Source organism: Natrononativus amylolyticus, assembly GCF_024362525.1.
Classification (GTDB): Archaea; Halobacteriota; Halobacteria; order Halobacteriales; family Natrialbaceae; genus Natrononativus; species Natrononativus amylolyticus.
In genome coordinates this window covers 224,857-241,281 of the sequence record NZ_CP101458.1, presented here as the reverse complement: position 1 = coordinate 241,281, position 16,425 = coordinate 224,857, and the positions used below count along the sequence as shown (strand labels likewise).

Here is a 16,425-nt window from a genome sequence, read left to right as displayed (position 1 = left end):
GACGAACGGCGAAAAAAGAGCGGGCGCCTTACTCGGGGACGACCTCGATCGTCGTCTCGGCGTACAGCCCCTTCTCGGCTGCGTCCTCGACGTTGAGGCCGACGCCGATCACGTGCTCGCCGGGCGTCGCGGGCTCCCACTCGCTGTCGGAGACGCGAAACGACTGGCTCCACCGGCGGCGAAACCGCTTGCGCTCGCCGCGGTCGAACCGGAACCCCTGTGGCTCGTCGGGCGGATCACGCAGCGGGACGTGCGAGGCCTCCTCGACGCCGTCGACGTGCCAGGTCCAGACCACGGGCGATCGCGTTCCGATCACGATCGGAAACGGCATCGAGTTGTACATCGTGACCTCGAACGGAACCGGCGTTCCGACCGGGTACGCAGACCGCGGCGTCGAAACCGACACCGAAATCGCCCGGTGGCGGAGCCGGTTGGGGACGAGACGGCGGCTCCAGGCGGTCGAGTTGATCGATCGCATCGCCTGCGGCCGATCGCTACCACCCCGTTCGTTCGGCGAGAACGGCTCGTCGTTGTCCCGGTGGAGAGCACTCGAGTCGTATATCCGACGCATTGACACCGCTAGGGGAGGAGGCGACTAAATCGTTCGGGTCCGGAAAACGGTGGCCGCTCAGACGGATCGGTGCACCGACAGACCGTCTCAGTCGTCGGCGACGGCGCCGGAGTCGCCCGTGTCGTCGGTACCGCCCCGGGTGGGGTGGTACTCGGCGAACTCCTCGTCGTACAGCAGACACGCGATCCGGTGAGTCTCGCCGGTCGAGAGCGCGTCCGGATGGTAGATCTCACACGGCGATTCGAAGGCCTCCTCGAGCAGCGTCGACGCGGCTTCGAAGTCGCCGGCGTGGAGTTCGTCGAGCGCCTGCGTGAGCACTTCCTCGGCCTGGCCGTCCGAAACCGGGCGGGGAATGTCGAACTCGGAGCGGACCCGTTCGCCGAGAACGTCTCTCGGGAACGTACTCGGGTCCTCGCGCTCGGTTACCGCCTCCGGTTCGATCGCGGTGACCTGACTGTCGTCGATCGCCGTCACCGACTCGAGCGAGTCGATGCCGCGAACGCGCAGTTTGAAGTCGAGGATCGACCGCCAGACGTCCTGCTCGAGGTCGTACTCCTCGGGCGGGATGACCCGCGGACACCGGGTGTGGAACCGACAGCCCGACGGCGGGTCGAGCGGCGAGGGGACGGTCCCCGAGAGGAAGATCTGCTCGCCCTGCCAGAGCGGGTCCGGCTCCGGAATCGCCGACAGCAGCGCCTCCGCATACGGGTGGTACGGCGGCGCGAACACCTCCTCGGTCGAGCCGACCTCGGCGACCTCGCCGAGGTACATGACCGCGACCCGATCCGAGATGTGCTCGACGACGCTCAGGTCGTGCGCGATGAAGATGTACGAGAGCCCGAACTCGTCCTGCAGATCCTCGAGCAGGTTGAGGATCTGCGCCTGAACGCTGACGTCGAGCGCACTGACGGGTTCGTCACAGACGATGACCTCGGGGTCGACCGCCAGCGCGCGGGCGATCCCGATGCGCTGGCGTTGGCCGCCCGAGAACTCGTGTGGATAGCGGTGCGTGTGACTCGGGTTGAGTCCCACGACCTCGAGCAGTTCGTAGATCCGCTCGGTACGCTCGGCACCGCTCGCGATACCGTGGATGTCGAGCGGTTCGCCGATGATGTCGCCGACGGTCAGCCGCGGGTTGAGACTCGAGAACGGGTCCTGGAAGATGTACTGGAGGTCCGTTCGCAGGTTCCGCAGGTGTCTGTCGGACGCCTCGGTGAGGTTGACCTCGCGGCGGCCGGCCGCGGGGTCGTCGGGGTCGACGCGCTCCCGGTAGTACACCGAGCCGCCGGTCGGCTCGATCAAGCGCAGGAGCGACCGGCCGAGCGTCGTCTTCCCGCAGCCGCTCTCGCCGACGACGCCGAGCGTCTCGCCCTCGTAGAGTTCGAGGTCGACGCCGTCGACCGCCTTCACCCACTGGGAGCTGCCGATGAGGCTCTCGACGAATCCGCCGCTCGAGTCGTAGTACTTCTCCAGGTTCTCCGCCCAGAGGATTGGCTCGTCGTTCCGATCAGTCATTGTGATCACTCTCGATGTACTGCGCCGCTGCCTCGGTGTTTTCGCCGCGGACCTCGACTTCGTAGTCGAGTCCGGTCTCCAGGTCGCCGGTGTACTCGAGACAGGCGGCCGCTCGCTCCGAGGCGGCCGTCACGTCCGTCCCGGTCTCGAGGTCGAGCAACGGCGGTTCGCGCTGTGTGCAAACTTCTTCCGCGAACGGACAGCGAGGGTGGAAGCTACAGCCCGGCGGGAGTTCGACGAGGTCGGGCATCGTTCCGGGGATCGTCTGCAGCCGCTCCCGGGTGTCGCCGACGCGCGGGATCGAACTCATCAGCCCGACGGTGTAGGGGTGTTTCGGATCGTAGTAGAGCTCCTCGACCGGCGCCTTCTCGACGGGTTTGCCGGCGTACATCACCATGACGCGGTCACAGACCTCCGCGACGACGCCGAGGTCGTGGGTGATGAGTTGTACCGCCGTATCGAAGTCGTCGGCGAGGTCCTCGATCAGGTCGAGGATCTGCGTCTCGATCGTGACGTCGAGTGCGGTCGTCGGCTCGTCACACAGCAGGAGGTCCGGGTCACACGAGAGCGCCATCGCGATCACCGCCCGCTGTTGCATCCCGCCGGAGAACTCGTGGGGGTAGTCGGAGTAGCGGGTTTCCGCCTCCGGAATGCCGACCTTGTCCAGGAGCTGGATGGTCCGCTCGCGGGCCTCGTCGTCGTCGAAGTCGAGGTGGTGGCGGATCGCCTCCGCGATCTGTTCGCCGACGGTGTACACCGGGTTGAGCGCGGTCTGGGCGTCCTGGAAGATCATCGCGATCTCGTTGCCGCGGATGTCGCGGACCTCCCGTTCGGACATCTCGAGGATGTTCCGTCCCTTGAACAGGATCTCCCCGCTCTCGATCCGGCCGGGGTTCTCGATGAGCCGCATCAGCGAGAGCGCGGTGACGCTCTTGCCGGCGCCGGATTCGCCGACGACGCCGAACTTCTCCCCGCTCTCGATGCTGTAGGAGAGGCCGTCGACGGCGTTGACGACACCCTCCTGGGTGTAGAACCGTACCGTCAGGTCGTTCACTTCGAGGAGCGTCATTATCCACCACCTCCCTGCTGGCCGACGCCGGTCTCGTTGGCGTCGAGCGCGTCGTTGACGCCGTCGCCGATCATGTTCATCGCCATGACGAAGATGAAGATCGCGGCGCCCGGGTAGACGGTTGCCCACCAGGGGATCGCACCGTCAGGACCCTGAATCAGCGTTTCGCGGGTCGCATCGAGCATCGTCCCCCACTCGGCCGTCCCCGAGTCCATGCCGAGACCGAGGAATCCGAGTGCGGCGACGCCGATGACGACGGTGCCGATGTTGAGCGATGCAAGCACGAGCACCGGCGGCATGGCGTTCGGAACGATGTGTTTGAAGATGACCGACCGGTCCCGCGCGCCGAGTGCCTTCGCCGCCAGGACGTACTCGTTCTGTTTGACCTTCAGTACCTCCCCGCGAATGAGACGACCGTATCCGGCCCACCCGAACAGGGAGAACGCGAGCACGAGCTGCCAGTAGCCGCCGCCGAAGATCGCGACGATGATCAGCGCCAGGACGATCCCGGGGAACGCGTAGATCGTGTCGATGATTCGCATCATGACCTCGTCGACCCAGCCGCCGTAGTAGCCGGAGATGCCGCCGTACACCATCCCGAAGCTGGCGGTGAGGGCGACGACGACGAACCCGATCGAGATGCTGTACCGGCCGCCGTAGAGCAGCCGCGAGAACAGATCCCGGCCGGAGCCGTCGGTTCCCATCGGATAGTCGCTCGAGGGCGGGTGGTAGATACAGTCGGTTCCACACGCCGCGTCGGGCTGGAGATACAGGATCGTCGTCGGGTTGTACGGTGCGAGCGAGAACGGCTGAATCGCGAACCCGAACACCTCGACCGGCCGCGCGAAGAACGCGAGCAGCGACAGCAACGTTACGACCGCGATGCCGAACATCGCGGATCGGTTCCGCTTGAATCGCTTCCAGCCGCGCTTCCACCGGCTCTGTGTCTCCTGTCCCGACTCTTCGGTCCAGTCCGACAGCTTCTCCCGGTTTCTGACGCGATCTGCGTCGAACCCGGTAATCTGTATTCGTCCGCGTTCCGTCGATAGTTCCCTGTTACTCATATCTAATTCTCGGATCGAGTACCGCGTACAGTATGTCGGCGACCAGATTCGCCAGGATGATGAAGACACCGGTGAACAGCGTGATCGCCATGATCATGTTGATCTCTCGGCCGTTGATCGCGTTGATGAACTCGTAGCCGAGCCCCGGCCAGTTGAAGACGACCTCGACGACGATCGAACCGCTGACGATACCCGCAGTCAGCGTCGCCGCGAGCGTCACGACCGAGATGAGCGAGTTTCGAAGGACGTGCTTGAGGATGATCTTCTGCTCGGGGAGCCCCTTCGCTCGAGCGGCGGTGACGTACTCCTTGTTCATCTCCTCGGCCATCGAAGTGCGCATGACGCGCATGATGCCGGCCGCGGCGGCCGTCCCGATCGTAACGCCGGGTAAGATCAGATACCACAGCATCTCGGGGTGGTACAGCGGCAGCCGCGACGGTGGGAGCACCGGCCACAGTCCCAGGTAGAGCGCGAAGATCAGGATCAGCATCAGGCCGAGCCAGAAGTTGGGGATCGAGATGCCCGAGAGGGCGAGGAACCGGCTGGCGGTGTCGCCGAGCTGGTCCTTGTTCGCCGCCGCGTAGATCCCGGTCGGAATGGCGATAGTGAGCGCGAAGACCCAGCCGAAGATGCCGAGCGCGATCGTTTCGGGAAGTCGCATCAGGATGATTGACGAGACCTCCCGGTTAGTACTCACGACCTGCCCGAAGTCGCCGGTCAGGACGTTGCTCATCCAGGTCAGATACTGCTCCCAGACGGGGCCGTCCAGGCCGTACTGCTGGCGCACCCGTTGCTCTTCGGCCGCCGTGACGTCGGGGTTTAACGCGAACATCTGACTGATCGGGTCGCCCGGCGTGAGGTGGACGAGCGCAAACGTGATTACCGATACGCCAAACAGGATCGGAATGATTGACAACAGTCGTTTAAGTATAAATCGTCGTAAGCTCATGCGTTGGAATGAGGGATAGGCGCCGGTCGCCTACGAGACAGCGTTATTCGTCGCGCTCGAGGTAAATGACCTGTTCTTCCGTCGGGGAGTACAGCGCGAAGCTGAAGATTCCCTCGTTGAACGGCCACATGCTGAATCCGCGGACGTCGGTGTTCGTCACACCGGTCGCGAGGTCGAAGTGCGTGATCGAACTGGCGCTGTACTCGGCGAGTGCGTGCCAGATTTCGTCGTAGCGCTCGCGACGGAGGTCCGGGTCCTCGGCGACGTCGGTCCCGTAGCGGGCGCCGTCCATCATCTCGTCGAGTTCGTCGGTTCCCACGCCCTGGAGGTTACAGCACTGTCCGTGGTTGGACTGGTGGTGGAGCGCCTCACAGAAGCTGTGGGGGTTGAACGTTCCGGAGAGGCCGATACACGCGATGTGACCCTCCTGTGCGTACTCGGGATCGAGGACGCGGCCCACGTAGGTGTTCCACTCGTAGGTCTCGATGGTCGTCTCGAAGTAGCCGGTCTGCTCCATCGCCTCCGCGACCAGTTCGGTCATCCGGACGCGGTCGTCGTTGTCGGCGTTGACCTCGAGCTGGATCTCGATCGGCGTATCGAGACCGAGGTCGTCGACGACCTCCTCGAGCAGCTCCTCGGCGCGCTCGGGGTCGTACTCGTTCATCGGGCGCAGCTCCTCTTCGAGCGCCTCGGCGTCGGTGGTGCCGCTACCGGCCGCGAGTTCGGGGAGCGACGTCCAGGCGGGCCGACCGAAGCCGGCGAGGACGTTGTCGACGATGCTCTGTCGGGGAACGAGGTGGTTGACTGCCTGGCGGAGTCGCTGGTCGTCCCACGGCTCGACGTGGACCGGATACTGGAAGTACTCGTAGCCACCGGTTTCGACGCCGGCGACGAAGAAGTCCTCCGACCGGTTGAAGTCGTCGAGGGTCTCCGCGTTCAGCCCGTAGGTGATGTCGATCTCGTCGTTCTGCAGCGCGGCCGACCGGGTCGCGTTGTCGGGGACGATGTCGACGTCGATCTCGTCGATGACCGGGCCGTCCGGGTACGCGTCCGGGCCGTCGAACCACTCTTTCGAGTGGATGCCCTTCTCCTCGACCCAGTAGTTCTCGTTCTTCGTCACGACGAAGTACTGCTCGTCCTCGAACTCCTCGAGCTCGTAGGGACCCGTCCCGATCGGCGTCACGCCCTCGCGGGGGTCGAGGCCGCCGTCGGGGAGATCGGCGTGTTCCTCGGGAATGACGACCGCACCGGGGAGTTCACGCTCACCCTCGGCGTCGGGGATCTGCGCGTAGATGTGGACGGTGTAGTCGCCGTCCGCCTCGACGTGGAGAACCGAGTCGTACGTCTGGGCGGAGACCTGGGAGTTCTCGTAGCGGCGGTAGGACGCGACGACGTCAGCGGACGTCATCTCCTCGCCGTTGTGGAACATGACCCCTTCCTCGAGGTCGTACCGGTAGTGCATCCCGAAGACGCCGTCAGCGATCGCGTCGGGCGCCTCCGTGGTCGTGAGAATGCGAACCTCCTCGCCCTCCTCGGCACCGGCGTCCTCCTCGTGGGTGATGAGGATCTGTTCCTCGACGTCGAGTGCACCATCCTCGCCGGCCGTCACGGTCCGCATGTACGGCTCGTAGTCGGTACGATCGACGTCGTTGGTTTCGACGAGTTCGTAGCTCTCGGCGAGCCACGGGTAGAGATTACCCTCGCTGTCGTTCGCGAGCAGACTCTCGTAGATGAACCCCTGGGCCATCGTGGAGGTCGTGTCCGAACTGTACGGCGGGTCGAACGAGTCGACGTTTGCCCCGACCGCAGCTCTGAGGGTACCACCCTCGATAATATCCTCGAAGTCGATGTCCTCACCGGGACTGACGTCCGGCGTGCCGTCGTCACCGTTCCCGTTCCCGTCGTCACCGTTCCCGTTCCCGTCGTCACCGTTCCCGTTGTCGTCGCTCAGACACCCAGCAGCCCCAACGATACCCGCTGCACCCATCGCCTGCAGAATGCGGCGTCGGTTGATTGCCAGAGCAGATCGCTTGTTATCCTGCACCATGAACAATCCTTGGGAATTACTCATATTTATAGATGTTGCTTGATGATCAAGCAATAATTTCCGGATGATCAATACAGCGTTTCTCGAGGGTAAAAGGCTATTATCGGCGACAGCAGAGCACAGATGTACAACTATAGCCATTGTCCTGTGATAAACATGAACACGGTTTTCGGTTTGGAATCGCGGTACAGCGGCCTGACACAATATTAAGTAGTGCCAGGACCCCTTCGAGACCGTGACCGCTCGCGTCGAACCGGGTCGACCGCCCCGCGACAGAAACGCCTTTCACCGGGCGCTTCCCGTGTTCGGGTAATGGAGGTCGCCGAGGTTCTCCCCGACTTTGCGGACGCCTTTCCCTTCGAGGAGTTCAATCGCATGCAGCGCGAGGCCGTCCCCGCCCTGCTCGAGCACGACGCGAACGTGGTCGCGAGCGCACCGACGGCGTCCGGTAAGACGGCGTTAGCCGAGCTGGCGATCTGTAACGCTCTCGCCGACGGCGGCACCGCGCTGTTTCTCGCGCCGCTGCGGGCGCTGACGAACGAAAAGGAAGCCGACTGGGATCGGTTCGAGGAACTCGGCTACTCCGTGTACGTCGTCACCGGCGAGCGCGACCTGAATCCCAGGCGCGCGCGGCGCGCGGACATCCTCGTAATGACCCCCGAGAAGCTCGACTCGGCGACCAGAAAACACGACTCCCCGCGCTACGCCTTCGTCACCGACGTCGACGTCTGCGTCATCGACGAGGTGCACCTCCTCGACGCCGACCGGCGCGGATCGGTGCTCGAGGTGACGATCTCACGGCTCCGCCGGCTCTGTGATCCGCGGGTGGTGGCGCTGTCGGCGACGATGCCGAACGTCGCGGACGTGGCGGCGTGGCTCGACGCCGACCCGGAGACGACCCTCGAGTTCGGCGAGGAGTACCGGCCGGTCGACCTGAACGCGGGCGTCAAGACCTACACTCACGGCGAGAACACGTTCGCGGACAAGTACCGGCGGCTCTATCGGGCGCTCGACCTCGCCGAGCCGCACCTGCGCGAGGACGGCCAGGCGCTGGTGTTCGTCTCCTCCCGCCAGGACACGGTGCAGGCGGCGAAGAAAGCCAGAGACGAGATCGGCGAGCGCGACGTTCCGATGGGGGCTCGCGGCGACTACGACTTTCACACCGAGGCGAAGCGACTCGAGAACTCGACGCTGCGAAAGTCGGTTCTCGACGGCGTCGCCTTCCACCACGCGGGGCTCTCGAAGAGCGACAAGGATCTCGTCGAGGAGTGGTTCAAGCAGGGGAAGATCGAACTGCTGTTCTCGACGTCGACGCTCGCCTGGGGGGTGAACCTTCCCGCCCGCTGTGTGATCATCCGGGATACGAAGTACCACGACCCGCTCGAGGGCGAAGTCGACATGAGCCCGCTCGACATCCTCCAGATGCTCGGGCGGGCGGGCCGGCCGGGGTACGACGACGTCGGCTACGGCTGGGTGGTCTGCGATACGCGGGAGGCCGACAAGTACCGCCGACTGCTGCGCGACGGCAAGGAGATCGAGTCGCGACTCGCCGAGAGCTTAGAGACGCACCTCAACGCCGAGATCGCGATGGGGACGATAACGGACCTCGAGGACGTGATGGACTGGCTCGAGACCACCTTCTACTACGTCCGCGGCCAGTCCCGGCCCGAGGAGTACGACTTTCCGAACCTGAAGCGAAACGTCCGGGACACCCTGGAGGGGCTGGTCGACCGCGGGTTCGTCGAAACCGGCGAGAACCTCTCGATCGAGGCGACCCCCCGCGGGGTGCTGGCCTCGACGTACTACCTCAGACTCGAGACCGCCGCCCGCTTCGCCGACCTCTGTGAGCGCGAGAAAATCGACGCCGCGGCGGTGCTCGAGGCCGTCGCCGGCGCCGAGGAGTTCGACTCCGTCTCCGCCCGCCAGGCCGAGCGCGACGCGATCAGCTCCGTGCTCGTCGGCCAGGAGATCGGCGACCTCGAGGCGGGCCAGCGGAAGGTGCTCGCGATCCTCCGCAGCGCGGCCAACGGGACGACCCCCGCCGAGTTGCGGAGCGACGCCTGGGTGATCCGCCAGAACGCCACACGGCTGCTGTCGGCGCTGGGGGCCTTCCTCGAGCGCTTCGCGAGCCCCCACGACGCGAACCTCGCCCGCCGGGTCGAGGCGCGGGTCGAAAACGGCGTCGCCGAGGACGCCGTGGGGCTGACGGCGATCGACGGCGTCGGCCCCGGTCGGGCGAGCAAGCTCTCGACGGAGGGGCTTGCGACCCCCGGCGACGTTCTCGGCGCAGGCGTCGCGGGACTGGTCGACGCCGGCCTCTCCGAGGGCGTCGCAGAGCAGGTGTACGAGGGCGCCCAGTCGCTTCCGACGATCGAACTCGACTGGGGCGCGTTCCCCGAAACCGTCGCGACCGGGAAGAACGACGTGCGCGAGGTCGCGATCAGAAACGTCGGCGAGCCCGCTCAGGCCGGCATCCGCGTCACCGTCAACGGGGTGGAGATGACGGCCTCGAGTTGCTACCTCCGGGAGAGCGAGACGATCCCGGTCGGCGTCTTCGGGGCGAACGAGGAGGAACTCGAGTACACCGTCAGCGTGGCGTTCCCCGGCGAGCCGCTGTTGCCGATCGAGGAGACGCGGACGGTCACCGTCACGTAAACCTACTCTCTCGTCGGCCCCGCCCCGCGGCGTACGCCGCCATCACTTCTCGATCCCGTCTCACTCGACGAGTGCAAGCACCGTCTCGCGCAACTCAGCGGGCGAGTCGACGACCTCGTGTGCGGGCGAGTGATCGACGCCGTCGTGGGCGTCGATCCGGTAGGCGACGACGGTCGTTCCGGCGCGGGCCGCCGACTCGATCCCGTGGCTCGAGTCCTCGACCGCGACGCAGTTTTCTGGGGAAACGCCGACCTCGCCGGCGGCGTACTCGAAGACGTCCGGTTCGGGCTTGCCGTCGCCGTCGATCTCCTCGGCGCTGATCACCTCGTCGAACTCGCCCTCGAGATCGAACCGCTCGAGGACGATTCCGATCCAGTCGTGGGGCGACGAGGAGACGAGCGCGACCGGCACGTCGCGCCGCTCGAGGGCCGCCAGCAGGTCGTGAAATCCCTCGAACAGCGATACTTTTTCCGAATACAGCTCGCGGGCGGCCGCGTCGAAGAGGTCGACGAACTCTTCGCGGGAAACCGCGGTGTCGTACGTCGAGTCGAGGTAGTCGTAGATGTCGCGGTAGTTCATCCCCGTGATCTCGGCGACCGCGACATCGTCGTCGGGCACCACTCGAGGCAGGAGCCGCTCGCGCTCGAGTTCGACCCAGTAGTCCTCGCTGTCGACGATCACGCCGTCCATGTCGAACAACACGGCAGTCATCCCTCGAGAGTATACGGGCCGGTCCTATAGCCGTTCGGCCGTAGCTCGCGGCCGGCGGGTCACTCGAATCAACGAGCGATCTCCCCGCGTCGCTCGTGTTCCATCTCGCGGGCGACCCGTTCGGCCACGTCGGCGCCGAACTCCCGCTCTAAGAGCCACAGCGCGAGGTCGATCCCGGAGGTGACGCCGCCGGCCGTGACGACGTCGCCGTCGTCGACGACCCGGGCGTCTACCACCGCCGCGTACTCCCGGAGGTCGTCGACCGCGTCGTGGTGAGTGATCGCCGGCCGGCCCTCGAGAATCCCGGCCTCGGCGAGCACCATCGCACCCGTACAGACCGAGGCGACCGCCGTTCCGTCCGCGTGAAGGTCGGCAACCCGCGTCGCGAGCGTCCCGTCCTCGACGGCCCGGCGGACGCCGCCGTCGGCTCGCGTCCAGCCGCCGCCGGGGACGACGAGCAGGTCCGGCTCGCCGAGCGTGCCGTCGGGTTCGACGCGCAGCCCGTGACTCGCCGTCACCGTCTCCGTCGGCTCGAGCGTGACGAGCCGAACCTCGAGCGGTTCGCCGGCGCGCGCGCCGTTTGCGAGCACCTCGAAGGGGCCGATCGCGTCCAGTTCGTCGAACCCCTCGAAGAGAACGATCTCTGCGGTAGTCGCTGTCATACGTGCAACCTGGTGGGCGGCGTGCAAACGTGTTTCGCGCCGCTGCAACCACGCCGGTACCAGCGGTGAATGCATCTCGAACTTAAGTACCATGACGCGCCCAGACCGCCGTATGGCCGACCACAGCCTCCGCGTGCTCGCGGGCGATTGCACCGTGATCACCGACGGAACGGACCGCGAGGAGTACCGCGGGCGCGTGACGACGCTCGTCAAGCCCGACAACACCGTCCTCGTCCACGACGTCGACGGCTACCAGCCGGTCGCCTGGCTCACCCGCGCCGACAGCGTCTCGAGCGCTCGCGAGGACGGCTTCACTCTGGTCGCGAAGAAGGACACTCAGACGCTGCGAATCGCCGCTCACGACCAGGACGGGTTCGCCGCCTATCCCGCAACGGCCGCCGGGACGCCCGTCGGCGACTGTGCGAGCACGGAGTGTACGGGAACGCTCGTCAGGTCGAACGGCGTCAGCTGCGTCGATTGCGACGAACGGTACGGCGTCCCCACGGATGCGACGATCCGAGACGAACGGTGCGAGTGCGGATTACCGCGGATGCGCGTCGAGCGCGGGCTCGCCTTCCACGTCTGTCTCGACCGACGCTGTGAGTCCCTGGACGACGCCGTCCGCGAGGCGTTCGACCGGGAGTGGGGCTGTCCGAACTGCGACGGCGAGTTACGAATCCTCCGACGTGGCGGGCTCATCGCCGGCTGCGAGAACTACCCCGCCTGCGAGACGGGGTTCGTCCTCCCTGCGGGCGTCGTCAACGGCGAGTGTCGCTGCGGGCTCCCGAGTTTCGAGACCGCTCGAGGGAGTCGCTGTCTCGACGCGACCTGCGAGCGAGCGTTCGAGGACTCGCCCGCCGCGGCCGAACCCTGAGCGTCCGATCCGCAGGCGCTTTGTGCCGCGCGGCCCAGCCACGGGTATGAAACTCGAGGGACGATACGACGACGGCGTCGTTCGCGTCGGCGGCGACGCCCGCCAGCGCTATCACGACTCGCGGGGGTACGGCTACCCGCTCGAGGGCAACGAGATCGCGCTCGCCCCCGTCGAGGCGGCACACCTGCTCTACCGCGGCGATCTCGAGGCGGTGGTCGACGGCGACACCCGCCTCGGCTTTCGCGAGTTCCTCGCCCGCGAGCCCGAACCGGGCTTCGGCGTCCGGTTTCTCGTCTACGCGGATCTGCGCTCGCGGGGCTTTTACCTCTCGCCCGCGACCGAACCGTGGCTCGCCGACCCGCCCAAGACGGACTTCGCCGTCTTCCCCCGCGGCAAGGGACCCGGCGACGGCGAACTCGAGTACGCCCTGACCGTCGTCGGCGAGCGGACCGACCTTCCGGCCGGCGAACTCGCCTCCGGCGTGCTCGCCGTCGTCGACGAGGAGAGCGAGATCACGTACTTCGACGTCGACCGCCGACAGGTCGACGGCGAGAGCGCGGCCGAGCTGCCGGCGGGCGTCGACGCCGACCTGCTCGCCGACCGCGTCATCGTCTGGGAGCCGCCGCGGTCGCTGTACGAGCGAACGTTCTACGGCCAGCCCCTCGAGGGTCGGGAGTACGACGAGCCGACGCTCCAGTGTTCGCTGCTCGAGGCGGCCTACCTCGCCGAGCGGGGGGCGATCGACCTCGATCCGGACGCAGTGCTCGACCGCGGCCGGGACGTCGAGGGTGAGCGCTTCGCTCGACGGCTGTGCGTCTACGAGCACCTGCGGGAAGCGGGCGTCGTCCCGAAGACGGGCTACAAGTTCGGCGCGGACTTTCGGACCTACGCGACCGTCGACTCCGTCGAAGACCTGGGGCACTCCGAACTCCTGATCCGGGTACTCCCTTCGGGCCACGTCTTCGAGCCGCGCGATCTGGCACTCGACGTGCGCCTCGCCCACGGCGTTCGGAAGACGATGGTGTTCGCGCTGGTCTCCGACGACCGCGACGCGACCGTCGAGTTCTGGTCGGCCGAGCGGCTGACGCCGTAGTCCGACTCGAGCGACTGCTCCTCAATCGGCCGCCTCGAGCAACGCCCTTCCGAGGACGACCTCCGTGCCGGCGAGTCCGACCGAGCAGAACAGCGTCAGGTCGTCGGCAGCCGTCCGCCCGCGGGACGGGTCCTCGAGCACGTCGGCGAGTTCGACCATCCGGTCCCGATCGGCGCCGGAAACGACGAACGGCCGGTCGTAGCCGTCGACCTGTGCGAGCGAGTCGGTTGCGATGATATCGGCGGCGTCGACAGCCTCCATCGGTAGCTCGTGTGCGTCCTCGAACTTCGGCCCGATCGAGGTGACGTGAGCACCCGGCTCGAGCCAGTCCGGATCGAACACCGGCTCGGTGCTGGTGGTCGCACACATGAGAACATCAGCCCCGCGGACGGCAGTTTCGGCGTCCTCGACGGTCTCAAGGTTGGGCGCGACTCGAGGCCCGACCTCGCTGGCGAACGCCTCGCGGCTCTCGGGAGTGGGGCTGTAGACGTGGACGGTTTCGAACTCCCGAACCGCACACGCCGATTCGACCTGCGTCCGGGCCTGGTTGCCGGCCCCGAGCACGCCGAGAGTGCGGGCGTCCTCGCGAGCGAGGGCGTCGACGGCGACGCCGCCGATGGCACCCGTGCGCCACCGACCGATCGCGTGGCCGACGAACAGCCCCTCGAAGGCGCCCGTGCTCGCGTCGAAGACGGCGACGAGCTGGTGGTGATCGTCGCTCGAGTCGGGATAGGTGTCGTACACCCGGAAGCCGACGGCGTTCGTCGGTCCCGTCGCCGCGCCGACGGTGAACACGAGCGCGCCGTCGCCGGCCTCGACCGACCAGCGCGGCGGGGCCTCGAGCGTTCCCGCCGCCCGCTCTTCGAAGGCGCGCTCCATCGCCGTCACCGCGTCGGCGGGCTCGAGCAGGTCGTGAACGTCGTCGTCGGTGTACACTCGTGGACTCATATCGTCCCCTTCGGTGGCCACCGACGTAGCCGTTCGCTGAAACTCGTTTCAGTGAGTCGGGGGTCCGGAAGCGAAACTTTTTGCGCGAGGGGGCGCGAATCCGGGGTAATGACCGGAGACGACGCGAGCGAGAGGTCCGAGGAACCGCAGACGGACGGGGGAGCGACGGGCGCAGACGAGGTCGCCCTCGATCCCTGGGGGTCCTCGAGCGTCTCCGACTACCGCAAGCTGTTCGAGGAGTTCGGCATCGAGGAGTTCGACGAGATCCTCCCCGAGGTGCCGGACCCCCACTACCTGATGCGCCGCGGGGTGATCTTCGGCCACCGGGACTACCGACCCGTGGCGGAGGCGATGCGCGACGGCGAACCGTTCGCCGCGCTCTCGGGGTTCATGCCGACCGGCGACCCCCACATCGGCCACAAGCTGGTGTTCGACGAGATTATCTGGCACCAGCAGCAGGGCGGGGACGCCTACGCGCTCATCGCGGACTTAGAGGCCCACTCCGCCCGCGGACTCTCCTGGGACGAGATCGACGAGCACAGCCGGAACTACCTGCTCTCGCTGCTCGCACTCGGCTTCGACCCCGAGGAGGGCGAACTCTACCGCCAGTCGACCAACCGCGCGGTCCAGGACCTCGCGTTCGAACTCGGCATCGAGGCGAACTTCTCGGAACTGGGGGCGATCTACGGCTTCGACGGCGAGACCGACGTCTCACACATGCAGTCGGTGGTGACCCAGATGGCCGACATCCTGTATCCCCAGCTCGAGGAGCCCAAACCCACCGTGATCCCCGTCGGTCCCGACCAGGACCCCCACGTCAGACTGGCTCGAGACCTCGCCTCGCGGATGCGCGCTTTCGGCGTGACGACCGCCTACGCGAGCTTCGAGGCAACCGACGCCGAACTCGCCCACCTCTCGGCCGCCTACGAGGCTCGCGGCGAGTACGCCGAGGAGGCGGAAACGCCCCGGTGTGAGGAGGCCGCGGCGTGGCTCGCCGGCGCGAGAGAGCCAGACGCGCCGGCGCTCGAGTCCGTGGTCGACAAACTCGAGAACGCCGGCATGGAGCCGCTTCGCCCCCGTACCCGGTTCCTCAACCGGCGGGCGGGCGCGGACGCCTTCGAGGGGCTGATCGAGGCGATCGACGGCGAGAAGCGCGTCTTCGAGGAGCACGTCGACGTCTTCGACCTCGAGCGCGAGGAGGCCCGAGAGCTCGCCCGCGAGATCGAACTCGAGTACGGCGGCTACGGCTTCCTCCCGCCGTCGTCGATCTACCACCGCTTCATGACCGGGCTGACGGGCGGGAAGATGTCCTCGTCGATTCCCGCCTCACACATCTCCCTGATCGACGATCCCGAGGAGGGCTACGAGAAGGTCAAATCGGCGACCACCGGCGGCCGCGAGACCGCCGAACTCCAGCGCGAACTCGGCGGCCGGGCCGACGAGTGTCCCGTCTACGAACTCTACGCGTACCTGCTGGCGGGCGACGACGACGAGTTCGCGAAGCTGGTGTACGACGAGTGCGTCGGCGGCGAGCGCCTCTGTGGCGACTGCAAGGAGCAGGCCGCGGAGCTGATGCGGGAGTTTTTGGCAGAGCACCAGGAGAAACGCGAAGAAGTCGAGGAGCTACTCGAGGCCGCGGAGATCGAACTCGAGTCGCCCCGACGCGGCTGATCAGAGCCGACCGACGTCGTCGCCGAACTCGTCGTTGAGGTAGGCGCCGAGCGCGCCGCCGACGGCGGCGAGCCCGACGATGTAGACGGTGGCGAACGCCAGAAACAGGAAGAAAAAGCCGCCGACGAACAGCGGCCCGCCGCCGACCGCGAGGAAGCCGAGGAAGATGGTACCGAATGCAGCGAACAGGAAGACCGTCGCGATCGCGGCGGCGATCCCCGAGAGGAGGCCCGCGAGCAACCCGTCGCCGACGTCCCGACCCTCGAGGTAGCCCGCGACGAGACCGCCGAACAGCGGCGCCAGCGGAACGAGCGATACCAGCAAGACGGTGACGAGCGCGCCGACCAGCCCGTTGACGAGCGTGGATCGTCCCGCGAGGTCGCCGTCGGCGTGGGGATCGGTCGGCCGCCGGTCGCGCACCCGCTCGGCGTCGTGGACGTCTCGAGGGTCAGTTTCCGACTCCGTCCACCGACGGGTCGCGTTGGTGTCCGAGCCGCCCCCGGAGTCTGAGTCAGTGGCAGTCATACCACCGAGTACGGGCTTCGGACGGAAGTAGCTCGCTGCCGTCTCACGCAGGGCACTCGGAGGTTCGGGAC

14 protein-coding genes are annotated in these 16,425 nt (G+C 66.8%); 4 read left to right on the top strand and 10 right to left on the bottom strand.

The genetic code is table 11. The features are described from left to right. Positions 1–28: 28 nt before the first annotated feature. The 6 genes from NMQ11_RS01170 to NMQ11_RS01145 all read right to left on the bottom strand — a co-directional run bounded on the left by NMQ11_RS01170 (position 29) and on the right by NMQ11_RS01145 (position 7,215). Positions 29–571, bottom strand: coding sequence for a DUF7974 family protein (locus tag NMQ11_RS01170; RefSeq protein WP_255169559.1), 543 nt, complete (start codon positions 569–571; stop codon positions 29–31). Positions 572–658: 87 nt separating this feature from the next. Continuing rightward, the gene (locus NMQ11_RS01165; RefSeq protein ID WP_255169558.1) at positions 659–2,086 is read right to left on the bottom strand and encodes an ABC transporter ATP-binding protein; all 1,428 of its coding nucleotides are present in this window, start codon (positions 2,084–2,086) and stop codon (positions 659–661) included. Beyond that, positions 2,079–3,155 (bottom strand): ABC transporter ATP-binding protein, encoded by a 1,077-nt coding sequence (locus tag NMQ11_RS01160; protein ID WP_255169557.1) that lies wholly within the window; start codon positions 3,153–3,155, stop codon positions 2,079–2,081. The genes NMQ11_RS01165 and NMQ11_RS01160 overlap by 8 nt, the downstream gene beginning before the upstream one ends. After that, positions 3,155–4,219, bottom strand: a complete 1,065-nt coding sequence (locus NMQ11_RS01155; RefSeq protein WP_255169556.1) for an ABC transporter permease — start codon at positions 4,217–4,219, stop codon at positions 3,155–3,157. The genes NMQ11_RS01160 and NMQ11_RS01155 overlap by 1 nt, the downstream gene beginning before the upstream one ends. Next, complete coding sequence (locus NMQ11_RS01150) at positions 4,212–5,168, bottom strand: ABC transporter permease (protein WP_255169555.1); 957 nt, start codon at positions 5,166–5,168, stop codon at positions 4,212–4,214. The genes NMQ11_RS01155 and NMQ11_RS01150 overlap by 8 nt, the downstream gene beginning before the upstream one ends. 43 nt (positions 5,169–5,211) lie before the next feature. Then, positions 5,212–7,215: an ABC transporter substrate-binding protein gene (locus tag NMQ11_RS01145; protein WP_255169554.1), complete on the bottom strand. Its 2,004-nt coding sequence runs from the start codon at positions 7,213–7,215 to the stop codon at positions 5,212–5,214. 312 nt (positions 7,216–7,527) lie between these two features. Here NMQ11_RS01145 and NMQ11_RS01140 point away from each other — a divergent pair, with 312 nt between their 5' ends. Next, positions 7,528–9,870 carry a DEAD/DEAH box helicase gene (locus tag NMQ11_RS01140; RefSeq protein WP_255169553.1) on the top strand — a complete coding sequence of 781 codons (2,343 nt, stop codon included), beginning with the start codon at positions 7,528–7,530 and terminating at the stop codon, positions 9,868–9,870. Between the two features lie 60 nt (positions 9,871–9,930). On the opposite strand, the gene NMQ11_RS01135 is transcribed toward NMQ11_RS01140, so the two are convergent. Then, complete coding sequence (locus NMQ11_RS01135) at positions 9,931–10,581, bottom strand: HAD family hydrolase (RefSeq protein ID WP_255169552.1); 651 nt, start codon at positions 10,579–10,581, stop codon at positions 9,931–9,933. A 68-nt stretch (positions 10,582–10,649) separates the two neighbouring features. Further along, positions 10,650–11,243, bottom strand: a complete 594-nt coding sequence (locus NMQ11_RS01130; protein WP_255169551.1) for a DJ-1/PfpI family protein — start codon at positions 11,241–11,243, stop codon at positions 10,650–10,652. A 112-nt stretch (positions 11,244–11,355) separates the two neighbouring features. Between NMQ11_RS01130 and NMQ11_RS01125 the strand changes: the two genes are divergently transcribed. After that, positions 11,356–12,117 carry an endonuclease NucS gene (locus NMQ11_RS01125; protein WP_255169550.1) on the top strand — a complete coding sequence of 254 codons (762 nt, stop codon included), beginning with the start codon at positions 11,356–11,358 and terminating at the stop codon, positions 12,115–12,117. Between the two features lie 46 nt (positions 12,118–12,163). After that, positions 12,164–13,210, top strand: a complete 1,047-nt coding sequence (endA, locus tag NMQ11_RS01120; RefSeq protein ID WP_255169549.1) for a tRNA-intron lyase — start codon at positions 12,164–12,166, stop codon at positions 13,208–13,210. Between the two features lie 21 nt (positions 13,211–13,231). Here the strand turns inward: endA and NMQ11_RS01115 are convergent, their stop codons facing one another. Next, the gene (locus NMQ11_RS01115; RefSeq protein ID WP_255169548.1) at positions 13,232–14,158 is read right to left on the bottom strand and encodes an ornithine cyclodeaminase family protein; all 927 of its coding nucleotides are present in this window, start codon (positions 14,156–14,158) and stop codon (positions 13,232–13,234) included. Between the two features lie 108 nt (positions 14,159–14,266). Here NMQ11_RS01115 and NMQ11_RS01110 point away from each other — a divergent pair, with 108 nt between their 5' ends. Then, entirely contained in the window at positions 14,267–15,829 is a 1,563-nt protein-coding gene (locus NMQ11_RS01110; RefSeq protein WP_255169547.1) for a tryptophan--tRNA ligase, read from the top strand. On the opposite strand, the gene NMQ11_RS01105 is transcribed toward NMQ11_RS01110, so the two are convergent. Beyond that, positions 15,830–16,354, bottom strand: coding sequence for a DUF5518 domain-containing protein (locus tag NMQ11_RS01105; protein WP_255169546.1), 525 nt, complete (start codon positions 16,352–16,354; stop codon positions 15,830–15,832). Positions 16,355–16,425 lie beyond the last annotated feature (71 nt).